This window comes from Mesorhizobium sp. 1B3, assembly GCF_050958605.1.
Lineage (GTDB): Bacteria > Pseudomonadota > Alphaproteobacteria > Rhizobiales > Rhizobiaceae.
In genome coordinates this window covers 52,660-74,516 of record NZ_JBJHDO010000003.1, presented here as the reverse complement: position 1 = coordinate 74,516, position 21,857 = coordinate 52,660, and the positions used below count along the sequence as shown (strand labels likewise).

Genomic DNA, 21,857 nt, shown 5'->3' with positions numbered 1-21,857 from the left:
GCATTAAGCCTTGTAAACCACCTGCCGCACGTCGATGTACTCGGCGCGGAAGCCGGCCTCGCAATAATGCAGATAAAATTCCCAGAGCTTCTTGAAACGTTCGTCGAAGCCAAGAGGCACGATCTTTTCCCAGGACGACCAGAAACGACTGCGCCATTCTGCCAACGTGCGCGCATAGTCCTGCGGGAAAACCCGTTCCCGCAGATGAGAGAGGCCGTGGGCCGCGCCGAGTGATTGAAGGAGGGCAGGGGTCGGCAGCATGCCGCCGGGGAAAACGTACCGCTGAATGAAATCCGGCCGTTTGCGGTAGAGCTTGAAGGCGGCTTCATTGATCGTGATGATTTGCAGGCCCGCCGTGCCGCCCGCCTTGAGGCAGTCTTTCACCTTTCCGAAAAACACGGGCCAATATTTCTCGCCGACGGCTTCGAACATCTCGATCGAAGCGATGCGATCGTATTTCCCGGCCTCGTCGCGATAGTCCTGCAACTTGATTTCGACCTTGTCGGCGAGTCCGGCCCTGGCGATGCGCTCGGATGCGAAGGCATGCTGCTCCTTCGATATGGTTAGGCCGGTCACCTTGCAGCCCATCTCGCGCGCGGCGAACTCCGCGAAACCGCCCCAGCCGCAGCCGATCTCGAGCACATGGTCGCCTTCGCCGATGCCGGTATCGCGCGCAAGAGCACGATACTTCGCAGTTTGCGCACTTTCCAGATCGTTTGCGCCGGTCGCGAACAGGGCGGACGAATAAGTCATGCTCGGGTCGAGCCAATGTTTGTAGAAGGCGTTGCCGAGGTCGTAATGCGCGGAAATGTTGCGCTTCGAGCCCGCCGGGGTGTTGTCGTTCAGCCAGTGGCGAACACGCTGGATCGCTGTTCGCAGCCAGTTCGCGCCTCCCGCGACGCTTTCACCGGCCTCGGTATTCACGACGAAAAGCTCGAGGAAGGTCGTGACGTCAGGGCTGTCCCAGTCGCCGTCCATATAGGATTCCGCCACGCCGATGGTGCCCCCTGAAAAGGCGCGGTCCGGCAGCTTCCAATTGTGGAGGATGACCTCGGCATCGGGACCCGGCGCCTTGCCGCGAATCAGAAATGCTCGGCCGTCCGGGATGCGGACCCTCAACGAACCACGCGCAAGGCCGGTCGCCACCGAAAGAGCCATGCGAGCTCTGGCAGGTAAGCCTTTGACCAAATGGGCAAAATTGGATGCTTCAAGCGCAACCGCGTCCGTCAGGACGAAGGTTTTTTTTGAAGCGTTCGTTGTCTCTCCGTCCCCATTCGTGCCCACACACGATCTCCATTCCACAAGCTGGCGAGGGCTTCGGCATGCTTCCGCCGGGCGTTCAACACCTCGCACCGGCACACTCCTCGCGAGAACCCGATCCCCAGGGATTCCTCACCGATATCTTCTCTCCCATAACGGGTAACATCAAGAGGAGCTTGTTGCGCCAGCGCGATCTCTCGGCAACGAACAACAAGGCGATCACGGGGGATCTGTATTGGCATTTGCACGCAGGCGGCTTATCTGACCTGCGATGCGCCCGATCCTTTCAATTAAGAATCTCTCCAAGACCTACGCCACCGGCCTTCAGGCACTGAAGAAGGTCGATCTCGATATCCGCAAGGGCGAGATTTTCGCGCTGCTTGGTCCCAACGGCGCCGGCAAGACGACATTGATCGGCATCGTCTGCGGTATCGTCACCGCGTCGGAAGGTTCGGTGACCGCCGACGGGCACGATATCGTGCGCGACTATCGGGCGGCTCGCGCAAAGATCGGCCTGGTGCCTCAGGAATTGACGACCGACGCCTTCGAGACGGTGTGGGCGACCGTGCGTTTCAGCAGGGGCCTGTTCGGCAAGTCGCCCGATCCGAAACATCTGGAGAAGGTGCTCAAGGCTCTATCGCTTTGGGACAAGCGCAACGAGAAGATCATGACGCTTTCCGGAGGGATGAAGCGGCGCGTCATGATCGCCAAGGCTCTTTCGCACGAGCCGCAGATCCTTTTCCTGGACGAACCGACTGCCGGCGTGGATGTCGAACTCCGCCGCGACATGTGGGCGCTGGTCCGCGAATTGCGCGACGGCGGCGTGACCGTCATCCTCACCACGCATTACATCGAGGAAGCCGAGGAGATGGCGGACCGCATCGGCGTCATCAACAAGGGCGAACTGATCCTCGTAGAGGACAAGCAGACGCTGATGGCCAAGCTCGGTAAGCGGCGGCTGACGCTTAGCCTGACCGAGCCTTTGGCCGCCATCCCACCCGAACTCGCGGGATGGCCTCTCGAACTGAGGGGGGACGGGGCGGAACTCGAATATGCCTTCGACGCGCATGAGCAAGACAATCGCATCCCGAAACTTTTGCGCACACTGGAAAAGCTCGGCATAGGTTTCAACGATCTGGCGACGCACCAGAGCTCGCTCGAGGATATTTTCGTCAGCCTGGTTGCGAGGCGTGCATGACACAGCATTTCAATCTTCGCGGCGTCTGGGCGATCTACCGATTCGAGATGGCTCGGGCGTTGCGTACGTTGCTGCAGAGCCTCGTGACGCCGGTCATCACCACCTCGCTCTATTTCGTGGTCTTCGGCGCCGCCATCGGTTCACGCATGGAGACGGTGGAAGGCATTCCCTACGGTGCCTTCATCGTGCCGGGGCTCATCATGCTCTCCCTGTTCACGCAGAGCATCTCGAATGCGTCCTTCGGCATCTATTTTCCGAAATTCGTGGGAACGATCTACGAGATTCTATCGGCGCCGATCTCGCATCTCGAAATCGTGCTCGCCTACGTCGGCGCCGCCGCCACCAAATCCATCGTTCTCGGCCTGGTGATTCTTGCGACGGCTGCCTTCTTCGTGCCGATCGAGATACGCCACCCCGGCTGGATGGTCCTCTTCCTCGTCCTGACCGCGGCGACCTTCAGCCTGTTCGGCTTCATCATCGGCATCTGGGCCAAGGGCTTCGAACAGCTTCAGTTCATCCCGATGCTCGTGGTGACGCCGCTGGCATTTCTCGGCGGCGCCTTCTATTCGATCGACATGCTGCCGCCGGCGTGGCGAGCCGTCTCGCTGCTCAACCCGATCGTCTATCTGATTAGCGGCTTCCGCTGGAGCTTCTTCGGCACGGCCGATGTCGCGATCGAGGTGAGCCTGGCGGCCACCCTGGGATTCCTGTTCATCTGCCTGGCCATAACAGCGTGGATTTTCAGGACTGGCTACAGGCTCAAGAACTAATCACCTTGGCGGACATGGGTTTGCCAACTGGCGAACCCTCGGCAGCCGCGCCTGAAACCGAACTTGGGTCCGGTTTTCAGGCGCCGTCATACTGCCGGATGGGCAAGTTGTTCCGATCGTACCCGTGTTCCGAGCCTACGAGGTGTCCGGGCTGGAATGCCACCCTGACGGTGGTGATCGGACCCAGATCATTCCAGGTGGTGCGATAGAGGATCAGCAGCGCCTGTCCCTGCCGTGTCTGCAACAATCTCGCATCCCGCCGGTCGGCGTTTTCGGCCGAGAAGGCCAGTTCGGCACGCAGGTAGGGGGCGTTCCGCACCAGCCATTCATTGGCATTCAGGTGCCAGAAATCTGCCTTTTCCAGCCCCGGCGTGGCACGAGGATTGATCCAGCGGTCCTCAAGCTGGAAGGGCTGGCCATCACCGTAATGCACGGCTCGCATATGGACCAGGACCTCGCCTTCGGGAAGGCCGAGCTTGGCGGCAATCTCCGCGGGGATCGGGCTGCGCCGCTGCGCCACGACGCGATAGCCGTAGACCATGCCCGCCTGCTCGACCTGCTCGCGCACGATGGAGATGGTGAAGGTCGCCTTGCGGACCGGATCGATCGCGACGCGCGTGCCGGCCCGGCGCCGCCGATCCAGCAGCCCTTCGTCGGCCAGCAACTGCAGCGCCTTGTTGACGGTCGCCCGCGCTGCGTCGAACTCAATGGCCAGATCGGCCTCGTCGGGGATTCGGTCGCCTTGGCGCCATTGGCGTTCGATGATGCGACGTCGCACTTCGTTCGCAATATTCTGCGCCTTGGGCGAGGTCGAGCCGGCTGGCTTGTCGGTCACATCCGCTCCTGTAATCTGCCGATGCAGGCCAGATAGTCGGCCTGGATCCGATCATGATCTACATGCCGTCCGTCGCGCACGACATGGCGCCCCGCCGCCCAGACGTCCCGCACCAGTCCGTCGCCCCCGGCGAAGATCAGGCTGTCGAGGTGTTCGTCTCCCTTGCGGCCGAAGAGAACCGGGTTGTTCAGGGAAACCGCGCACAGATCGGCCCATAGGCCTGGGGCGATGGCGCCGGTCTCGCGCCCCGCCGCCGTGGAGCCGCCGTCCAGGCCGGCCTCGTAGATCACCCGGCCGGTGGAGCGCCCGGGTTCGGCCAGGACGGCACGCGCCGTGTCGCGCAGACGCTGGCTGTATTCCAGCGTGCGCAACTCCTCGACGAGCGAGATCCGGATATTGCTGTCCGAGCCGAAGCCGAACCGCCCGCCCGCATCCTTCCATGTCGTGCCGTTGAAAATGCCGTCGCCCAGGCTCGACTCCGTGATCGGGCAGAGGCCGGCAACGGCGCCGGTGGAAGCCAGGCGGCGGGTCTCGTCCTCGGTCATATGCGTCAGATGGATCAGCGTCCAGCGGCGGTCGGGGCTGTGGTTGTCCAGCAACCATTCGACCGGGCGGCAACCCCGGGCGGCCTGGATCTCCTCGACCTCGGGAATCTGTTCGGCGAGATGCATATGCAGCGGCCGTCCCGGGCGCAGGCCCTCGCAGAGCGTCAGGGCTTCGGGGCTGACCGCGCGCAACGAATGCGGCGCGACGCCGATCCCGGCATCGGCGGGCAGGTGGCGCAGTGCCGCCTCGGCGGCGTCGAGCAAAGCAGCGAACCCATCCGGCGTCGTTCCGAAGCGCTGTTGGCCCGAACCAAGTGGGCGACGATCGACGCCGCCGAACTGGTAGTGCACCGGCAGCAAAGTCAGCCCGATGCCGGTGCGGGCCGCGGCCGCGGCAATCCGCTCGGACATCTCGGCGATGTTGTCATAGGGTGCCCCGTCGGGGCGCTGGTGCAGGTAGTGGAATTCGACATTGGTGGCGTAGCCGGCCTCCAGCATCTCCATCTGAACCAGTGCGGCTATGGCCTCCACGTCTTCCGGCGTCAGGTGGTCAAGGAAGCGGTACATGATCTGGCGCCATGTCCAGAACGTGTCGCGCGGCTGCTGCCCGCGCGACTCCGACAAGCCGGCCATGGCGCGCTGGAAGGCGTGGGAATGAAGGTTCGCCATGGCGGGCAGCAACAGATCGACGCGTTCGCCAGCGGGGGCGGCCCCTGCCCGGACAGTCTCGATTCGGCCGTCCGCGCCCACCTTGACGCCGACCTTTTCTGCCCAACCTTCCGGCAGCAGCGCGTGCTCAGCCCAGATTGTAGTCATCACGATCCCTTTCTTGCCGGTCCGGCACTCCGCGGCCCACACGGAATAAGTTTATACATAGCAGCAAAATAAGTTTAGACATAACCATGTCGATATGTATAGACTTAAAGCGAGCCAGTCAGGGTGGAGCGCATGCCAGATGCAGATTCTCAGCAATGCTAGCGTAGCGACGATGGACGACGAATCGGCGGGTTACCGGCTCGTCGAGCGCGCCTCGATCGTCATCGAAGACGGCAGGATCGTCTGGGTTGGCGCCGATGCAGACCTGCCTGCTTCCTATCGCGATGCCCCTTCCAGTGGGTTGGAGGGGCGGCTGGTCACGCCGGGCCTGATCGACTGTCACACGCACTTGGTCTATGGCGGAGACCGTGCCCGCGAATTCGAGATGCGCCTCGAAGGCGCCAGCTACGAGGCTATTGCCCGGGCTGGGGGCGGCATCCTCTCGAGTGTCCGCAACACCCGCGAGGCGAATGAGGAAGAGCTTCTTGCGCTTGCGCTGCCGCGCGTCGACACCTTGCTCCGCGAAGGCGTCACCACGCTGGAGATCAAATCCGGCTACGGGCTCGACATCGCCTCCGAATTGAAGATGCTGCGGGTCGCGCGCCGCATCGGCGAGCTTCGCCCGGTGCATGTCGTCACCACCTGGCTTGCCGCCCATGCCCTGCCGCCGGAATTCAAGGACGACCGCGCCGGCTATATCGACCGGGTCGTGATCGCCGGCATGGACCAGGGCCATGCCGAAGGGCTGATCGACGCGGTGGACGGCTTCTGCGAGGGCATCGCCTTCTCGGTTGAGGAAATGGCAAGAATCTTTGAGCATGCAAGGACGCTCGGCCTGCCGGTCAAGCTGCATGCCGAGCAGCTTTCGGATCTGGGCGGCGCGGCCATGGCAGCCGAGCACGGCGCTCTCTCGGCCGACCATCTCGAATATTTAGGTGCGAACGGGATCGAGGCGATGGCGAAGGCGGGGACCGTCGCCGTTCTGCTGCCCGGCGCCTTTTACACGCTCAGGGAAACGCAGTATCCGCCCATTCAGGCCCTGCGCGAGGCAGGCGTTGCGATCGCGCTGGCGACGGATTCCAATCCAGGCACCTCGCCGCTGACTTCGATCCTGCTGACCATGAATATGGGCGCCACGCTATTTCGCATGACGCCGGCGGAATGCCTGAGGGCCGTGACCCGCAACGCGGCCCGCGCCCTGGCTTTGGCGGATCGGGGCCTGATCGCGCCCGGCGCCCGGGCTGATCTGGCGATCTGGGATGTCAGGCACCCCGCAGAGCTTTCCTATCGCATCGGCTTCAATCCGCTGCATGCGCGCGTCTTCGGAGGACAATATGTCTGAACTCATTCTAACACCCGGTCAGGCTACTCTGGCCCAACTCGAACGAATCTGGCGCGAAGGGCTCGCTGTACGGCTGGCTGAAAACGCGCGCCCCGGTATAGCCGATTCCGCCGCGAAGATCGCTGCCGCCGCAAATGGCGATTTGCCGGTCTATGGCGTGAACACCGGTTTCGGCAAGCTCGCCTCGATCAAGATCAAGGCCGAGGATACCGCGACGCTGCAGCGAAACCTGATCCTGTCGCATTGCTGCGGTGTAGGCGAGCCGGTCGAGGAAGAGACCGTGCGCCTGATCATGGTGCTGAAGCTGCTCTCGCTCGGCCGCGGCGCTTCCGGCACCCGGCCCGAGGTGATCACGTTGATCGAGGACATGCTGGCGAAAGGTGTCCTCCCGGTCATCCCGTCGCAGGGCTCCGTTGGCGCATCCGGGGATCTCGCTCCTCTGGCGCATATGGCCGCGGCGATGCTGGGCGAGGGCCGCGCCGTTTATCAGGGTCGCGAGATGGCCGCCGCCGAGGCGCTGGCGGCGGCGGGCCTGAAACCGGTCGTGCTGGCCGCCAAGGAGGGACTTGCACTGATCAACGGCACGCAGGTCTCGACGGCTTTCGCGCTTGTCGGCCTCTTCGAGGCTTTTCGCGCGGCGCGCACCGCGCTGATCTCGTCGTCCCTTTCGACCGACGCGATCATGGGGTCGACTGCGCCCTTCCTCGACGAAATCCACCAATTGCGCGGCCATCGTGGCCAGATCCTTGCCGCCCGCGTCATCCGTGACCTGATGGAAGGCTCCGAGATCCGCGAGAGCCATCGTGAGGGCGACGCTCGCGTTCAGGATCCGTACTGCATACGCTGCCAGCCGCAGGTTACCGGCGCTTGCATCGACCTGTTGACCCAGGCCGGGCGCACCTTGGAAATCGAAGCCAATGCCGCCACGGACAACCCGCTGGTCCTGATCGAGTCCAGCCAGATCGTCTCGGGCGGGAACTTCCATGCCGAGCCGGTAGCCTTCGCCGCCGACCAGATCGCACTGGCGATCGCCGAGATCGGCGCGATTTCGCAGCGCCGCATCGCGCTGATGGTCGATCCCGCGCTGAGCCACGACCTGCCGCCCTTCCTCACGCCCGATCCCGGCCTCAACAGCGGGCTGATGATCGCCGAAGTCACCTCGGCCGCGTTGATGAGCGAGAACAAGCATCTCGCGACGCCTTGTTCGACCGACTCCACTCCGACATCCGCAAATCAGGAGGACCATGTCTCCATGGCCGCCCATGGCGCGCGTCGGTTGAAGCGGATGAACGCCAATCTCACGCATATCATCGGCATCGAGGTGCTTTGTGGCGCCGCCGGTGTCGAATTTCGTGGGCCGTTGAAGACCTCCCTCCCGCTTCAGGCGGTGATCGCGCGGCTGCGCGAGTCCGTCAAGGCGCTGGAGCAGGACCGCTACATGGCCCCCGATCTCGCCGCGGCGGCCGAGTTGGTCCGTTCCGGCGCGCTGCTGGACGCCGTGCCTGGCGGCATGCTGGCCGAGGTTCAGGCATGAACCCGGTCGAGGTACGACAGGGCGACGGTCCGCTTATTCTGGGCCTGCCGCATACCGGCACCTATTTGCCCGAGGCGATCCTGGAGAAGCTCAATACGCGCGGCCGGATCCTCGCCGACACGGACTGGCACGTCGAGCGTCTCTATGAAGGGCTCGTGCCGAAGGTTACGACGGTACGGGCGACGTTCCATCGTTATGTGATCGACGCCAATCGCGGGCCTGACGACGCCAGCCTCTATCCCGGCCAAAACACCACGGGCCTCGTCCCCTTGACCGATTTCGACGGGCAGCCGATCTGGATCGAGGAGCCGACGGCTGCCGAGATCGCCGAGCGCAAATCGCGTTTCCACGCGCCCTATCACGCGGCGCTCGCCGCCGAGATCGAGCGGGTGAAGGCGAAGCACGGGGTGGCGATCCTTTACGATTGCCATTCGATCCGTTCGGTCATTCCCTTCCTCTTCGAGGGTGTCCTCCCGGATTTCAACATCGGCACGAACAACGGCACGACCTGCGACACCCGGATCGAGGCATCCACCTACGATCTCTGCGCCGCGACCGGCCGCACAGTCGTGCTGAACGGCCGTTTCAAGGGCGGCTGGACGACGCGCCACTACGGCCGGCCGACCGAGGGCGTCCATGCGATCCAGATGGAACTGGCCCAATCCACGCATCTTGCGAGCGAGACTGCGCCCTTCTCCTATGACGAGACCAAGGCCGCGGCGCTGCGTACCACCCTTGCCGCGATCCTGGAACGGCTCGTCGCTCTCGTACCGGAACTGAAGGCATGAGTGGACCGCTTGCTGGCATCAAGGTCCTCGACCTGTCGCGCGTTCTCGCGGGGCCTTATTGCACCGCGCTACTGGCCGATCTGGGCGCCGAGATCATCAAGTTGGAGCCGCCCGCCGGCGACGACTACCGGCATATCGGCCCATTCAAGGATGGCGAAAGCGCGCTGTTCACGCTCAACAATCGCGGCAAGAAAAGCATCGTGCTGGACCTGAAGAAGCCAGCGGACCTCGAGCTGGCGCAGGCGCTCGCCGGCCGGGTGGACGTGCTGGTGGAGAATTTCCGTCCCGGCGTCGCTGCCCGGCTGGGCCTTGGCGGCGAGACGCTGCGCAAGGCAAACCCCCGGCTGATCTATTGCTCCATCTCCGGCTTCGGACAGGAAGGCCCCTTCAAGGACCTGCCGGCTTACGATCTGGTGGTGCAGGCCATGTCCGGGCTGATGGCTGCGACCGGCGAAGACGGCGGTGCGCCGCTCAAGACCGGCGAAAGCATTGCCGACCTGATCGCGGGCCTGTTTGCGAGTTGGTCGATCATGGCCGCGCTGGTTCAACGCAATGCTACCGGGCAAGGCGCGACGCTCGACATCGCCATGTACGATGCGCTGTTTTCCATGCTCACCACCAGCCATGCCCAGCACTTTTATGACGGTGTGTTGCCGGGTCGCGTCGGCAACCGCCATCCGCTTTCCACCCCCTTCGGGTGCTTCCGGACGCGCGACGGCCAGGTGGTGATTGCCGTGCTCAATGGCGGGCAGTTCCAGCGCCTGGCAAGCCTCGTCGGCAAGCCGGAGATTGCGGACGATCCGCGTTTTGCCACGGACAGCAGCCGCACCGAGCACGAGCCCGCGCTGCGGGCGCTGATCGAGGAGTGGTCCGGACGACTGACGACGGAAGAGGCCGTTGCGGCATTGGCCACGCAGGGCCTTCCGACCGCGCCGATCTGGAATATCGCGCAGGCCGCCGACAATGAGCATGCCACCGCGCGTGGCCTGGTCCGCATGCTTGCGCATCCCGTTCTCGGCCAAGCGCCGGTCGTCGGCCAGCCGGTGCGATTCGACGGCGCCAAGCCGGTGGCTGCGACGGCGGCGCCGCGTCTCGGCGGCGACATCGAGGCGGTGCTGAAGGAATTCGGACTGGAGAACCGCGCATGACGCAGATTGACGATCCCTGGCACATGCTGTCGGAAGAGGAACGCTTGTTCTGCGAGGTTCTGGAGCGGCTCTGCGCTGACCGGATCACCCCGCTGGCGGCCGAGACCGACGAGACCTCGCGCTTCGTGCATAAGCAGCTCGCAACCCTTGGCGAAGCCGGCATGATGGGCGCCAACCTGCCGGACGCCTATGGCGGCAGCGGCATTTCCGCCCCCGCGCTGCTGCGCGCTGTATCTATCGTGGCGGGAGCCTGCGGCTCGACCGCCTCGGCACTGACCGCGCATTATCTGGCGACGGATTCGATATTGATCGGCGGAACAGAGGCGCAGAAGCAGGAATGGTTGACCAAGGCAGCCACCGGCGAGGCGCTTGGCGCCTTCGCCCTGACCGAGCCCACCGCCGGTTCCGACCCCGCCGACATGAAGACCCGGGCGCGGCGCACGGAGAACGGCTGGCACCTCAAGGGCACAAAGTGCTTCATCTCCAACGGTGGGGTTGCCGATTTCATCGTGGTTTATGCCGTGACCGATCCGGAAAAGGCGCACCGGGGCATATCGGCTTTCGTCCTGCCGAAAGGCACGCGCGGCCTCGAGGCCGGCCCACCGGAAAAGACAATGGGCCTGAAGGGCGGCCATGTCTTCACTCTGAACCTGGATTGCGAACTGCCTGAGAATGCCCTGCTGGGCGAGGAGGGCAGGGGCTTTCGAACCGCGATGCAGGTACTCGACAATGGTCGCATCGAGGTCGCCGCGCAGTGCCTCGGCCTTGCCGGTGCGGCGATGAATGCGGCGATTGCCTATGCCAAGGAGCGCATCATCGGTGGGATGCCTCTGTCCGAGCGGCAGGGCATCCGCTGGATGATCGCCGACATGGGCGTCGCCTTCCACTCCGCGCTGCTGTTGTCGCAGGAAGCCGCGCGCCAGCGCGACCTCGCGCATCATCACGGCGGGCGTTTCTCGCTGGCCGCATCCATGGCCAAGCTCGGCGCATCCGAGGCCGCGGGGAAGATTGCCGATACCGCTCTGCAATTGCATGGCGGCTATGGCTACACCCGCGACTTTCCCATTGAACGGATCAACCGGGATCTGCGCATCATGCGCATCTACGAGGGATCCAGCGAAATCCAACGCATCATCATTTCCGGCAACATGCTGGCTTGACCAGGGAGTCGAACCGTGACCAATCCAAGACACAATACGCGCGACATCTTTCCCCCGACCGGCGCGGAGATTACTGCCAAGAGCTGGCTGACCGAAGCCCCCATGCGCATGCTGATGAACAATCTGCACCCCGAGGTCGCCGAGAACCCGCATGAGTTGGTGGTTTATGGCGGCATCGGCCGCGCGGCCCGCACTTGGAAAGACTTCGACCTGATCGTCGACAGTCTGAAGAAATTGGAGACCGACGAGACTCTTCTGGTGCAGTCGGGCAAGCCGGTCGGTGTCTTCAAGACTCACAAGGATGCGCCGCGCGTGTTGATCGCCAACTCCAACCTCGTGCCGCACTGGGCCAACTGGGACCATTTCAACGAACTCGATAAGAAGGGCCTGGCCATGTACGGCCAGATGACCGCGGGATCGTGGATCTATATCGGCTCGCAGGGCATCGTTCAGGGCACCTACGAGACCTTTGTGGAGGCCGGCCGCCAGCACTATGGCGGCAGCCTCAAGGGCAGGTGGATCCTGACCGGCGGTCTCGGTGGGATGGGCGGCGCCCAGCCCCTCGCCGCGGTGATGGCCGGCGCTTGCTGCCTTGCGGTGGAATGCGACGAGACTCGCGCCGACTTCCGTCTGCGCACCCGCTATGTCGATGAAAAGACCCACTCGCTCGACGAGGCGTTGGAGATGATCGATCGCTGGACCAAAGCCGGCGAAGCAAAGTCCGTGGCGCTGATCGGCAATGCGGCCGAGATCTTCCCCGAACTGGTCAAGCGCGGCGTGAAACCCGACATCGTGACCGATCAGACCTCTGCGCATGACCCGGTACATGGTTATCTGCCGGTCGGCTGGACCGTCGCCGAATGGCGAGCGAGACAGGAGAGCGATCCCAAGGGCGTGGAGAAGGCGGCTCGCGCTTCGATGAAGACGCATGTCGCCGCCATGGTGGATTTCTGGAATAGCGGCGTGCCGACGCTCGATTACGGCAACAACATCCGTCAGATGGCGCTCGAGGAGGGGCTGGAAAACGCCTTCGCTTTCCCCGGCTTCGTGCCGGCCTATATCAGGCCGCTGTTTTGTCGCGGCGTTGGCCCCTTCCGCTGGGCTGCGCTTTCGGGCGATCCGGAGGACATCTACAAGACCGACCGCAAGGTGAAGGAGCTGATCGACGATCCGCACCTGCATACTTGGTTGGACATGGCGCGCGAGCGCATCAGCTTCCAAGGGCTGCCCGCCCGGATCTGCTGGGTCGGTCTGGGGCAGCGTCATAGGCTGGGCCTGGCCTTCAACGAAATGGTGCGCAGCGGAGAACTGAAGGCGCCGATCGTGATTGGCCGCGACCATCTCGATTCCGGTTCGGTCGCCTCGCCGAACCGCGAGACCGAAGCGATGCAGGACGGCTCGGACGCCGTTTCTGATTGGCCGCTGCTCAACGCGCTGCTCAACACAGCTTCCGGCGCCACGTGGGTGTCGCTTCACCACGGCGGCGGCGTCGGCATGGGCTTTTCCCAGCATTCGGGCATGGTCATCTGCTGCGACGGCACCGAAGACGCGGATGCACGTCTTGGCCGCGTGCTGTGGAACGATCCGGCGACCGGCGTCATGCGTCATGCCGATGCAGGCTACCAGATCGCGATCGACTGCGCCCGCGAGCACGGCCTCAACCTGCCTGCCATCCTGTGATCTCATTTCGCGCCGTCGAGTGACTGGCGGCGCGCGATAAAATGCTTAATAGCAGATCCTATCGACAAACAGTCCAGAAGGGATAACGACATGGAATTCTCCAGAACGTTCAAATCCGCCCTGTTCGGCCTGGCCGCATTGGGCCTGACCGTGCCCGCCATGGCCGATCAGCTTGCCGACGTGAAGTCCGCCGGCAAGATCGTCACCGCGACGGACATGCACTACGCACCGTTCGACATGCTGGTGAACGGCACGTACGAGGGGATGACGAAGGATCTCTTCGACGGCGTAGCGAAGGAAATCGGCGTTGAGCCGGTCTATCAGGACATTCCCTGGACGGCCGAACTGCCCGGTCTCGAAGTCAAGAAATTCGACATCGTCATCGCTCCGGTCACCATCACGCCCGAGCGTCTCGAGCGCTACACCTTCAGCCTGCCGATCGCCGACGCCACCGTCGCGCTGGTGCGTGCCGCCAACAATACCGAGTTGAAGAAGCCGGAAGACATCAAGGGCAAGACCGTCGGCGTGCAGCAAGGCACTGCGCAGTTCCGCCAGCTTGAAGCCTATGGCAAGGAGTTGGGCGGTGTGACCGTCAAGGAATATGGCACCACCGACGAAGCTTACGCCGACCTCGCCGCGGGCCGCCTGGACGCGGTTGCAGGCTCGCTGCCGAACCTCACCTACCTGGTCAAGAACCGCCCCGAGACGTTCGCTCTGTTCGAGCCGGCCACGTTTGGCAAGCCGACCTATTTCGCATGGGTCATGCGCAAGGACGCCGACAGCGAAGGCTTCGCCAAGGCCGTCAACGACGCATTGCTGAAGATGACGGATGACGGCCGGATCAAGGCAATCCAGGAGAAGTGGCTGGGCAGCTACACCGAACTGCCTCGCGAAGTTCCCACCAAGTAATGATATGCCGCGGGCGGGGGTAATCCCGCCCGCGCGCCCCGGCCAAGCGGAGCCGCGATGTTTTCGATCTCGACCTTTCTGGACAGCTTCGGGCCGCTCTTTTGGGCGGCGCGCTATACGCTGCTGATCTCGGTTCTGGGAATCGGGCTCGGGCTGCTGATTGGCGCGCTGGTCTGCGCCGCCGCCCTGTCGCCCGCTGTTTGGCTGCGGCGGATCGCGGCGCTCTGGGTCAGTTTCCTGCGTGGCGTTCCGCTGCTGGTCCAGCTTCTGCTGTTCTATTACCTTTTGCCGGTCATCGGCATCGATGTTCCGGCACTGGTCGCGGCCGTGGTGACCGTGGGCATCTGCGCAAGCGCCTATATTTCGGAAATCTGGCGCGGCGCCATCATGGCCCTGCCCAAGGGACAGGCCGAGGCGGCCACCGCGATCGGCATGGGGCCGCGCGATATCTGGACCCGAGTGGTCCTGCCGCAGGCAGTCACGCTGTCGCTCCCCGCACTGGTGAACGAACTGATCCTGCTGGTCAAAGCATCGTCTCTGGTTTCGGTCGTCGGCATTCTGGAGGTCACGCGTGCCAGCCAGGCACAGGCGGCCACGACCTTCCGCCCGCTGGAGGTGTATCTGGCGGCGGCTTGCATCTATCTGCTCATCAATCTCTGCCTCGCCGCGCTGGGGCGCTACCTTGAGCACAGGACGGCGGTGTGATGGAGTGGAGCATCCTGCAGCAATACGGGCCGATGCTGCTGCGCGGCTTCGGCGTGACGATCCTGTGCTGGGCGCTAGGCACGATCTTCGGGATGGTGCTGGGCCTGGTCATCGCGCTGGCGCAGCGCTATGGACCGCGCCCGCTCGGTTGGCTGCTCCAGGCCTACATCGAAATTATCCGTGGCACCCCATTTCTGGTGCAGCTTTTCGTGCTCTATTATGGTGGCCCGCTGATTGGGCTGCGGCTGGAGGCATTTCCCGCAGGGCTTCTCGGGCTGACCGTCTATGGCAGTCCGTATTTCGCCGAGATCTTCCGTTCGGGCTTCCGCGCCGTGCCGCAGGGCCAGATCGAGGCGGCCCGCGCCATCGGCATGTCCGAGCTGACCATCGTGCACCGCATCCTTATGCCCCTGGGGCTCGTCTCCGCCCTGCCGGCGCTGGTCAATTTCTCGATCATCCTGACCAAGGAGACGGTGATCCTGTCGATCATCACCGTACCGGAGCTGATGTATCAGGTGCAGCGCATGTCCACCGAGACCTTCCGCTATCTCGAGGCGAACCTGGTGCTGGCGCTGTTCTTCTGGGCGCTTGTCGAGACCATCTCGCGTTTCGGCCGCCGGCTGGAGGCGCGTATCACGAAACATCTGATCGAAAGGACGTAAGATGCTTGCCGCGTCATCCGTCGAGATCCGCAAGGTCAACAAGTATTACGGTCCCTTCCAAGCACTGAAGGACGTCGATCTGACGATCCCCCCCGGCAAGGTCACCTGTCTGATCGGACCTTCGGGCTCGGGCAAGTCCACGCTTCTTCGCTGCATCAACTTTCTCGAGGAATATGATTCTGGCGAGATCCGCATCGACGGGCAGCTGATCGGGTATGATAGCCCCGGCGGCCGCAAGATGTCGGGCCGCAAGTTGCGTGAGATGCGTCGGTCGATCGGCATGGTGTTCCAGCAGTTCAATCTCTGGCCGCACATGACTGCGCTTCAGAATGTGGCCGAGGGGCTGGTCCGCGTCCGAGGCTTCTCGAAGTCCGAGGCCGAGACCCGCGCTGTCGACGCACTGAACAAGGTCGGCCTTGGCGACAAGATGGGCAACCATCCGTCCCGCCTCTCGGGCGGCCAGCAGCAGCGCGTTGCCATAGCCCGCGCCATCGCCATGGAACCGCGGCTGATGCTCTTCGACGAGCCGACCTCGGCGCTCGACCCGGAACTGGTGGGCGAGGTGCTGGGCGTCATGAAGACGCTCGCCGGCGAGGGCATGACCATGATCGTCGTTACCCATGAGATGGGCTTCGCCGCCCATGTCGCCGACCAGGTAGCCTTCATGGAGAAAGGCGAACTGGTCGGAATGGATGTCCCGGGCCGGATCCTCCAGCAACCCGAGGACCCTCGGATCCAGGCCTTCCTGCGCACCTATCACGAGCGCAACGACTTCGGCGCATAGATCGCCATCGAAGACCTGTAGACAGGCCTTGTCATCAAGCTGACGCATGTCTCCCGAAAGTGTGCAGCAGTTTCGGGAAAAAAGACATGCGCAAATCAATAACCTACAGCGCGCCGCGTGAATCCTTTTTCACGCGACGCGCTATAGTGCCGGACCCTCTAGTTCCAGTCAGCTTGATTTCATGGGACGACACGGCAAGATAGAGCGCGCTTGCCGAATGTGGGCGCCGTTTAGCTGCGCGGGGCTTTCGGTTCGACCAACGCAAGGCGAAAACCAAGCTTGCAGCCAAGGAACGGTTTTCGCCCCACAGCTGCAGGCCCGCGGTCGGAGGAGGCAGACGCTCGTGACGATCCGGAATCTCCACTTTGCAGCGCATCCGAAATCCGTTGCTGTCGTTGGGGCTTCTCCTCGTGAAGGATCCGTAGGCCACGTGGTGTTGAGGAACATCATCGAAGGCGGCTTCGAGGGAGCGGTCTGGCCGGTGAACCCGAAATACGGCGAGCTCGCCGGGCTGCCGTGCTACGGCAACGCATCCGCCTTGCCTGAGGCGCCCGACCTTGCGGTCATCGTGACGCCACCTGTCACCGTGCCGGGCATAATCGCGGAGCTCGGCGAAAAGGGCACGCGGACGGCCGTGGTGATCACTGCCGGACTCACCCGCGAGAACGGCTTGCGGCAGGCGATGCTCGACGCTGCCAAGCCCTATCTTTTCCGTATCATCGGTCCGAACACCGTGGGGCTGATGGTGCCATCGGCCAAGCTCAATGCCGGCTTCGCCCATGTCGCGGCGCAGCCCGGCGGGCTCGCGCTCCTGTCGCAATCCGGCGCCATCGCGACGTCTCTGATCGATTGGGCAGCCGACAAGCAGATTGGCTTTTCCCAGATCGTCTCGCTCGGTGACATGGCCGATGTCGATGTCGCGGACTATCTCGACATGCTGACGGGTGATCGCGGGACGAAGGCGATCCTGCTTTACCTCGAGAGCATTCCCAACCCGCGCAAGTTCATGTCGGCAGCGCGGGCCGCAGCAAGGATCAAGCCGGTCATCGCGATCAAGCCTGGCCGGCACGAGCAGGCGGCAAAAGCGGCCGCCACGCATACAGGGGCGCTTTCCGGCGCCGACCGGGTCGTCGACGCGGCGCTGTCGCGGGCCGGTATCCTGCGCGTTCACGGGCTGGCGGAACTTTTCGACGCGGCGGAAACGACCGCGCGATTCCGGCCTCTGGAGAGGTCGAGGGTTGGGATCGTCACAAACGGGGGTGGTGCCGGTGTGCTGGCCGTCGACCAGCTGATCGACTGCAAGGGCGAATTGGCCGAACTTGCGCCGGCGACGATCGGGCGGCTCGATGCTTGCCTGCCGCCGACCTGGTCGCGGGCTAATCCCGTCGACATCATCGGCGACGCGCCGGCGGAGCGTTACAGCGCAGCCGTCGCCGCGGTCGCGGATGATCCAGGAACGGATGCTCTTCTCGTCATGAATTGTCCGACCGGGCTGGCCTCGCCGAGCGATGCGGCGGCCGCCGTCGCGGCACTGACGACGGACGGCAAGATCAACAGCAAGCCCGTGCTCGCTTGCTGGCTGGGCGAGCATGCGGCCCGCCAGGGGCGTACCATTCTCCAGCAGGCGAAGGTGGCGAGCTTCGACACGCCATCGGACGCTGCTCGCGCCGTTTCCTATCTGGGCGACTGGTCGCGGGCTCAGCAAGCGCTGATGCGCGTGCCTTCAAGCCGCAGTGAAGATGTGGCAGGCGACCGCGACGCGGTTCTCGACATCTTCAGGCAAGCCGCTCGCGAGGGGAGGCGGATGCTTACCGAGCCGGAGGCAAAGGCTGCGATTGCGGCCTATGGCATCGACGTGCCGGAGACCGTCGTGGCGAGATCCCCCGCCGAGGCCAGGCGGGCCGCGGCGCGGCTTCTCTCCCAATCCGGCAAGGTGGTGGTCAAGCTGCTGTCCAAGGCAATTTCTCACAAATCGGATATTGGCGGCGTCGTCTTGAACATCACCAGCGCGGCTGCCGCCGAGGAGGCAGCCGCGGCGATCAAGAGCCGTGTGGCGAAATACGCACCGGATACCGAAATCGAGGGCTTCGCGGTGCAGCCCATGATCGTCCGCAGCCAGGCTCAGGAACTGATTCTCGGCATGAGCCGCGACCCGATCTTCGGCCCGGTGATCCTGTTCGGCGCGGGAGGCGTCGCGGTCGAGGTGATGGATGACACAGCCATAGCTCTGCCGCCGCTCGACGACGTGCTGGCGGGTGACCTGATCGACCGCACCCGCATCGGGCGGCTCCTGGCAGGCTTCCGCGACCGAAAGGCAGCGGATCGTGCTGCAATTTCGCGGGCCCTCAACGGCATTTCCCAGATGGTGGTGGATTTTCCCTGCATCGTCGGCATGGACATCAACCCGCTGCTTGCGGATGCGGACGGGGCCGTGGCCCTCGATGCGCGGATCGAGATCGAGCCTGCCGATATCGACAAGCCCGGCCCGAATCCCGACCTCGCCATCCGGCCTTACCCGGCGGAGTGGCAACGCGATTTCACCACGGACGGGCTTACTTTCCATATTCGGCCGATCAAGCCTGCCGACGTCATGCTTTATCCCGCTTTCTTCGAGAAGGTGTCGGCCGAGGACATCCGGCTGCGCTTTCTCGCCCCGCGCAAGAGCTTCTCCGACGGCATGCTGAAGCGTCTGACGCAGCTCGATTATGATCGTGAAATGGCATTCGTTGCGCTCGAATCCGATACCGGGGCGCTCGCCGGCATCGGACGACTGTCTTCCGACCCCGATCGCGCGACCGCCGAATATGGGCTCCTCGTGCGCACCGACCTGCAAGGCCACGGCCTCGGCTGGGCGTTGCTCAAGCAGATCATCGATTATGCGAAGGCCGAGGACATAGGCCGCATCGATGGCATGATTCTGAGTGAGAACGAAAAGATGCTCGGCATGGCGCGCGAGTTCGGGTTCGAGGTGCACCATCACCCGGACGAGGCCGGGGTGTCCATGGCCATGCTTACCCTCCGGTGACGCGGGGCTCCATCACGGCCTGTCGCTAAACTCCTGATACGGTCGACGATCTCGCCCGGAGTTTCTCTCGCGTCGACTTGGTGCCAGGTGATCTCGCCGAGGTCGCTATCAAGCTGCCGCTGCAGTATTTCGAGAGTGGCATCCGATGGGCCGCCCCGCCGCGCACCCACACGCTGCCGCAACAAAGTAGGTTCGGCCGTCAGCCAGATGCCGGTGAAGCGGGCGCCGACGTGTAGCGCCGCTGCCTCCAACAGGTCGCGTTTGCCGGGTTTGTCGAACACGGCGTCAGCGACCACCGATCCGCCACGCCGAAGGATAGCGCCTGCGCGGCGCGCCATTTCGTCGTAAACCTTGTCGGAAATCTCCGGGCGATAGGCGCTGTCCGGGAGCCGTGTCTCGGTGGACACGCCGTGCATGGCCTTGCGGATTCGATCGCTTTCGACGATGCGCGCGCCGGGCGGCGTACCGATACGGCTGGCCAGCGCTTCGGCGACCGTCGTTTTTCCGGTGCCGCTGAGCCCTCCGATGACCATCAGGCCCGGCGGTGTTTTCAGAAGAAGCCGGCGCGCCAGATCGAAATAGGAGCGGGCCTCGGTCGACAGTTTGCCGGCGGGATCGCCACCTTCGGCCTGTGTGGCTGTGACGTGCGCACGGACCGCGGCGCGCAAAGCCATGAAGAACGGAAGGAGCACGAAACCGTCTTCTTCGTCCGATAGATCGAAGTATCGGTTCGCGACGAGATTGGCGATGTCCTCCAGGCCGCGATGCCAAAGATCCATGAGCAGGAAAGCAAGGTCATAGAGCGTGTCGATCGTCGCGATCTGGTCGTTGAATTCTATGCAGTCGAACAGGCGAGGCTTTCCATCGAGCAGACAGATGTTCCTGAGATGCAGGTCCCCATGGCAGCGCCGCACCTTGCCATCCGTTTCACGGCGGTCGAGCAAGGCGGCATGTTCGTTGAGCGCGACACGGAAGAAGCGGTTGAAGTCCGAGATCTCCTCGGCATCGAAGACGTGGCTGGTGCCGAAACCGGCTTCGTTGATGTCGAGCACGCCGGCGATGTTCGCGGCGCCACCAGTCGCGTGGACGACAGGCGCAGCGTGATGGAACACTACGATCATCTCCGCGACCTCAGTCGCGAGCTTCGGCGTCAACCGTCCGGCGAGTGCGATCTTGTCGAACAGCGCGTCTTGCTCGAACCGTCGCATCTCGACAACCGCGTCGACGAGGTCGCCGGGACCGTCGAATGCGATCTCGCCGTCCTGTTCCTTCGTCAGACGTCGAACTCCGAGGTAAAGCCCTGGCGCCGTTTTCGAATTCAATTCGACCTCCTTGACGCAGGCCTCCAGGCGCAATTCAGGTGTCGAGAAATCGGCGTAGGGCAGCTTCACAGCCCGCTTCATCTTGTAGACCCGATCCCCGACAAGGAAGATCCGGGAGATATGCGTCTCTATCGTCTCGGCTGGCCCAGTGCCGGCGGGCAGAGATTCGACAAAGGAGATCGCCGGCGCCTGGCTTTCGTCGGTCATGATGAAACCTTTCGCTGCGTTTGACGTGAGAAGGCAACAGATGGGGCGTTCAGCTTGCCTGACAATGGCAAGCTGAGGCGCGTTGGTGTCTGGCTTGGCTCATAGTCGTGGCTCTCCTGCATCAGCGGTCGGCGTTTTCATGCACCGCTTTCCTCTGTAGGATTTCCCTGCGAGCTTAATTCCACATCGGGGTCACTCCTTGATGCGGGTCAAGAGCGCGCCAGTTTCTGATTATCGTTCCGGACGGGAGGATTTGATCCAGCGCAAGGATGCGCTCCACCAGCAGATTTAGATTTATGTATAAGCAAAGGAGCAGTCGGCATGGCTTACAAGACTATCTTGAGCGTAACCGGGGTCGATCAAGGGGATCGTGATCTCAAGCTCGCGGCGGAACTATGCGGGCAAGTCGACGCGCATCTCTCTGCGCTCGTCGTGGCGATCGCAGCACCACCTCCCATGGGCGACGCCGTCCTGATGGCCGATGTATGGGCGAAGGAAAGACAGGCCGTCATGGACCGTGTCACCGAGCGGGCATCGGCGGTATCGGCGTTCCTTGCCAAGAATGAGCTCCGCGGAGATGTTTCGTCCGAATATCCGGACATCGCCTGGGTCGACGAGGCCGTGGGACAGAGGGCGCGGTATGCCGATCTGACGGTGATCGGCCCCGAGATCTTGAAGACCGAGACCCTCAAGTCCAAGATCGTGGAGGGTGTGTTGTTCTCGTCGGGCAAACCGCTCCTTCTGGCGCCCGAAGGGTCCCACGCAACTCTGAAACCGAAACGCGTCGTCGTTGCCTGGGACTCGAGCTTCGAAGCCTCCAGGGCGTTGCGCGAGTCGCTCGACATGCTCGACGATGCAGAGGTGCGCATTACGCTGGTCGATCCGATCGCAGACGATCTCGGGCAGGGTGCCGAGCCGGGCACCGATGTCGCCGCCTATCTGGTGCGCCGGGGGATAAAGGTGGATGTCGACCGCCTGCCGAGTTCCGGACGGTCGGTCGCCGAAGTGCTGACGCGCCACGCCGGCGATATGTCAGCGGACCTCCTGGTGATGGGTGCTTACGGCCACTCGCGCTTGCGCGAGCGCCTGTTCGGTGGGGTCACGAAGTCGATCTTGGCGGCGCCGCCGCTGCCGATCCTGCTGGCGCGCTAACAGGGGATGCCGGCT

The 21,857-nt window shown here is 63.6% G+C and carries 18 protein-coding genes; 14 read left to right on the top strand and 4 right to left on the bottom strand.

What is annotated here, in order from left to right; genetic code table 11:
• Nucleotides 1-3: 3 nt before the first annotated feature.
• Nucleotides 4-1,230 carry a class I SAM-dependent methyltransferase gene (locus ACCO56_RS09410; RefSeq protein WP_433640856.1) on the bottom strand — a complete coding sequence of 409 codons (1,227 nt, stop codon included), beginning with the start codon at nucleotides 1,228-1,230 and terminating at the stop codon, nucleotides 4-6.
• A 301-nt stretch (nucleotides 1,231-1,531) separates the two neighbouring features.
• On the opposite strand from ACCO56_RS09410, the gene ACCO56_RS09405 reads away from it, so the two are divergent.
• Nucleotides 1,532-2,458, top strand: coding sequence for an ABC transporter ATP-binding protein (locus tag ACCO56_RS09405; RefSeq protein WP_433639997.1), 927 nt, complete (start codon nucleotides 1,532-1,534; stop codon nucleotides 2,456-2,458).
• Entirely contained in the window at nucleotides 2,455-3,228 is a 774-nt protein-coding gene (locus ACCO56_RS09400) for an ABC transporter permease (RefSeq protein ID WP_433639995.1), read from the top strand. The genes ACCO56_RS09405 and ACCO56_RS09400 overlap by 4 nt, the downstream gene beginning before the upstream one ends.
• Nucleotides 3,229-3,304: 76 nt before the next feature.
• On the opposite strand, the gene ACCO56_RS09395 is transcribed toward ACCO56_RS09400, so the two are convergent.
• Nucleotides 3,305-4,063 carry a GntR family transcriptional regulator gene (locus ACCO56_RS09395; protein WP_433639993.1) on the bottom strand — a complete coding sequence of 253 codons (759 nt, stop codon included), beginning with the start codon at nucleotides 4,061-4,063 and terminating at the stop codon, nucleotides 3,305-3,307.
• Nucleotides 4,060-5,424, bottom strand: a complete 1,365-nt coding sequence (locus ACCO56_RS09390) for a formimidoylglutamate deiminase (protein ID WP_433640854.1) — start codon at nucleotides 5,422-5,424, stop codon at nucleotides 4,060-4,062. The genes ACCO56_RS09395 and ACCO56_RS09390 overlap by 4 nt, the downstream gene beginning before the upstream one ends.
• A 139-nt stretch (nucleotides 5,425-5,563) precedes the next feature.
• Between ACCO56_RS09390 and hutI the strand changes: the two genes are divergently transcribed.
• The 11 genes from hutI (at nucleotide 5,564) to ACCO56_RS09335 (ending at nucleotide 19,161) form a co-directional block, all read left to right on the top strand.
• Nucleotides 5,564-6,766 carry an imidazolonepropionase gene (gene hutI / locus ACCO56_RS09385; RefSeq protein ID WP_433639991.1) on the top strand — a complete coding sequence of 401 codons (1,203 nt, stop codon included), beginning with the start codon at nucleotides 5,564-5,566 and terminating at the stop codon, nucleotides 6,764-6,766.
• Complete coding sequence (gene hutH / locus ACCO56_RS09380) at nucleotides 6,759-8,300, top strand: histidine ammonia-lyase (RefSeq protein ID WP_433639990.1); 1,542 nt, start codon at nucleotides 6,759-6,761, stop codon at nucleotides 8,298-8,300. The genes hutI and hutH overlap by 8 nt, the downstream gene beginning before the upstream one ends.
• Complete coding sequence (gene hutG, locus ACCO56_RS09375; RefSeq protein ID WP_433639989.1) at nucleotides 8,297-9,088, top strand: N-formylglutamate deformylase; 792 nt, start codon at nucleotides 8,297-8,299, stop codon at nucleotides 9,086-9,088. The genes hutH and hutG overlap by 4 nt, the downstream gene beginning before the upstream one ends.
• Complete coding sequence (locus tag ACCO56_RS09370; protein ID WP_433639988.1) at nucleotides 9,085-10,236, top strand: CaiB/BaiF CoA transferase family protein; 1,152 nt, start codon at nucleotides 9,085-9,087, stop codon at nucleotides 10,234-10,236. The genes hutG and ACCO56_RS09370 overlap by 4 nt, the downstream gene beginning before the upstream one ends.
• A complete protein-coding gene (locus tag ACCO56_RS09365; RefSeq protein ID WP_433639986.1) occupies nucleotides 10,233-11,396 on the top strand; it encodes an acyl-CoA dehydrogenase family protein in 1,164 nt (387 codons plus the stop codon). Before ACCO56_RS09370 ends, ACCO56_RS09365 begins: the two co-directional genes overlap by 4 nt.
• A gap of 15 nt (nucleotides 11,397-11,411) precedes the next feature.
• Complete coding sequence (gene hutU / locus ACCO56_RS09360; protein ID WP_433639984.1) at nucleotides 11,412-13,076, top strand: urocanate hydratase; 1,665 nt, start codon at nucleotides 11,412-11,414, stop codon at nucleotides 13,074-13,076.
• A gap of 90 nt (nucleotides 13,077-13,166) precedes the next feature.
• On the top strand, nucleotides 13,167-13,985 hold the full coding sequence (locus ACCO56_RS09355; protein WP_433639982.1) for a transporter substrate-binding domain-containing protein: 819 nt from the start codon (nucleotides 13,167-13,169) through the stop codon (nucleotides 13,983-13,985).
• A gap of 57 nt (nucleotides 13,986-14,042) precedes the next feature.
• The gene (locus tag ACCO56_RS09350; RefSeq protein WP_433639980.1) at nucleotides 14,043-14,690 is read left to right on the top strand and encodes an amino acid ABC transporter permease; all 648 of its coding nucleotides are present in this window, start codon (nucleotides 14,043-14,045) and stop codon (nucleotides 14,688-14,690) included.
• Nucleotides 14,690-15,352, top strand: coding sequence for an amino acid ABC transporter permease (locus tag ACCO56_RS09345; protein WP_433639978.1), 663 nt, complete (start codon nucleotides 14,690-14,692; stop codon nucleotides 15,350-15,352). Before ACCO56_RS09350 ends, ACCO56_RS09345 begins: the two co-directional genes overlap by 1 nt.
• A gap of 1 nt (nucleotide 15,353) precedes the next feature.
• The gene (locus ACCO56_RS09340) at nucleotides 15,354-16,136 is read left to right on the top strand and encodes an amino acid ABC transporter ATP-binding protein (RefSeq protein ID WP_433639977.1); all 783 of its coding nucleotides are present in this window, start codon (nucleotides 15,354-15,356) and stop codon (nucleotides 16,134-16,136) included.
• A 343-nt stretch (nucleotides 16,137-16,479) separates the two neighbouring features.
• Complete coding sequence (locus tag ACCO56_RS09335) at nucleotides 16,480-19,161, top strand: GNAT family N-acetyltransferase (protein ID WP_433639974.1); 2,682 nt, start codon at nucleotides 16,480-16,482, stop codon at nucleotides 19,159-19,161.
• Here ACCO56_RS09335 and ACCO56_RS09330 read toward each other — a convergent pair.
• On the bottom strand, nucleotides 19,113-20,690 hold the full coding sequence (locus tag ACCO56_RS09330) for an AAA family ATPase (protein WP_433639972.1): 1,578 nt from the start codon (nucleotides 20,688-20,690) through the stop codon (nucleotides 19,113-19,115). The two genes, ACCO56_RS09335 and ACCO56_RS09330, sit on opposite strands and share 49 nt — an antisense overlap.
• Before the next feature lie 321 nt (nucleotides 20,691-21,011).
• Here ACCO56_RS09330 and ACCO56_RS09325 point away from each other — a divergent pair, with 321 nt between their 5' ends.
• Nucleotides 21,012-21,842 (top strand): universal stress protein, encoded by an 831-nt coding sequence (locus ACCO56_RS09325; protein ID WP_433639971.1) that lies wholly within the window; start codon nucleotides 21,012-21,014, stop codon nucleotides 21,840-21,842.
• Nucleotides 21,843-21,857 lie beyond the last annotated feature (15 nt).

Bases quoted from the DNA above. Each gene is read 5' to 3' on its own strand.
- ACCO56_RS09390 (WP_433640854.1), bottom strand. From the start codon at position 5,424: ATGACTACAATCTGGGCTGAGCACGCGCTGCTGCCGGAAGGTTGGGCA.
- ACCO56_RS09365 (WP_433639986.1), top strand. From the start codon at position 10,233: ATGACGCAGATTGACGATCCCTGGCACATGCTGTCGGAAGAGGAACGC.
- ACCO56_RS09345 (WP_433639978.1), top strand. From the start codon at position 14,690: ATGGAGTGGAGCATCCTGCAGCAATACGGGCCGATGCTGCTGCGCGGC.
- ACCO56_RS09330 (WP_433639972.1), bottom strand. From the start codon at position 20,690: ATGACCGACGAAAGCCAGGCGCCGGCGATCTCCTTTGTCGAATCTCTG.
- hutI (WP_433639991.1), top strand. From the start codon at position 5,564: ATGCAGATTCTCAGCAATGCTAGCGTAGCGACGATGGACGACGAATCG.
- ACCO56_RS09325 (WP_433639971.1), top strand. From the start codon at position 21,012: ATGGCTTACAAGACTATCTTGAGCGTAACCGGGGTCGATCAAGGGGAT.
- ACCO56_RS09350 (WP_433639980.1), top strand. From the start codon at position 14,043: ATGTTTTCGATCTCGACCTTTCTGGACAGCTTCGGGCCGCTCTTTTGG.
- ACCO56_RS09405 (WP_433639997.1), top strand. From the start codon at position 1,532: ATGCGCCCGATCCTTTCAATTAAGAATCTCTCCAAGACCTACGCCACC.
- ACCO56_RS09400 (WP_433639995.1), top strand. From the start codon at position 2,455: ATGACACAGCATTTCAATCTTCGCGGCGTCTGGGCGATCTACCGATTC.
- ACCO56_RS09355 (WP_433639982.1), top strand. From the start codon at position 13,167: ATGGAATTCTCCAGAACGTTCAAATCCGCCCTGTTCGGCCTGGCCGCA.
- ACCO56_RS09370 (WP_433639988.1), top strand. From the start codon at position 9,085: ATGAGTGGACCGCTTGCTGGCATCAAGGTCCTCGACCTGTCGCGCGTT.
- hutG (WP_433639989.1), top strand. From the start codon at position 8,297: ATGAACCCGGTCGAGGTACGACAGGGCGACGGTCCGCTTATTCTGGGC.
- hutH (WP_433639990.1), top strand. From the start codon at position 6,759: ATGTCTGAACTCATTCTAACACCCGGTCAGGCTACTCTGGCCCAACTC.
- ACCO56_RS09340 (WP_433639977.1), top strand. From the start codon at position 15,354: ATGCTTGCCGCGTCATCCGTCGAGATCCGCAAGGTCAACAAGTATTAC.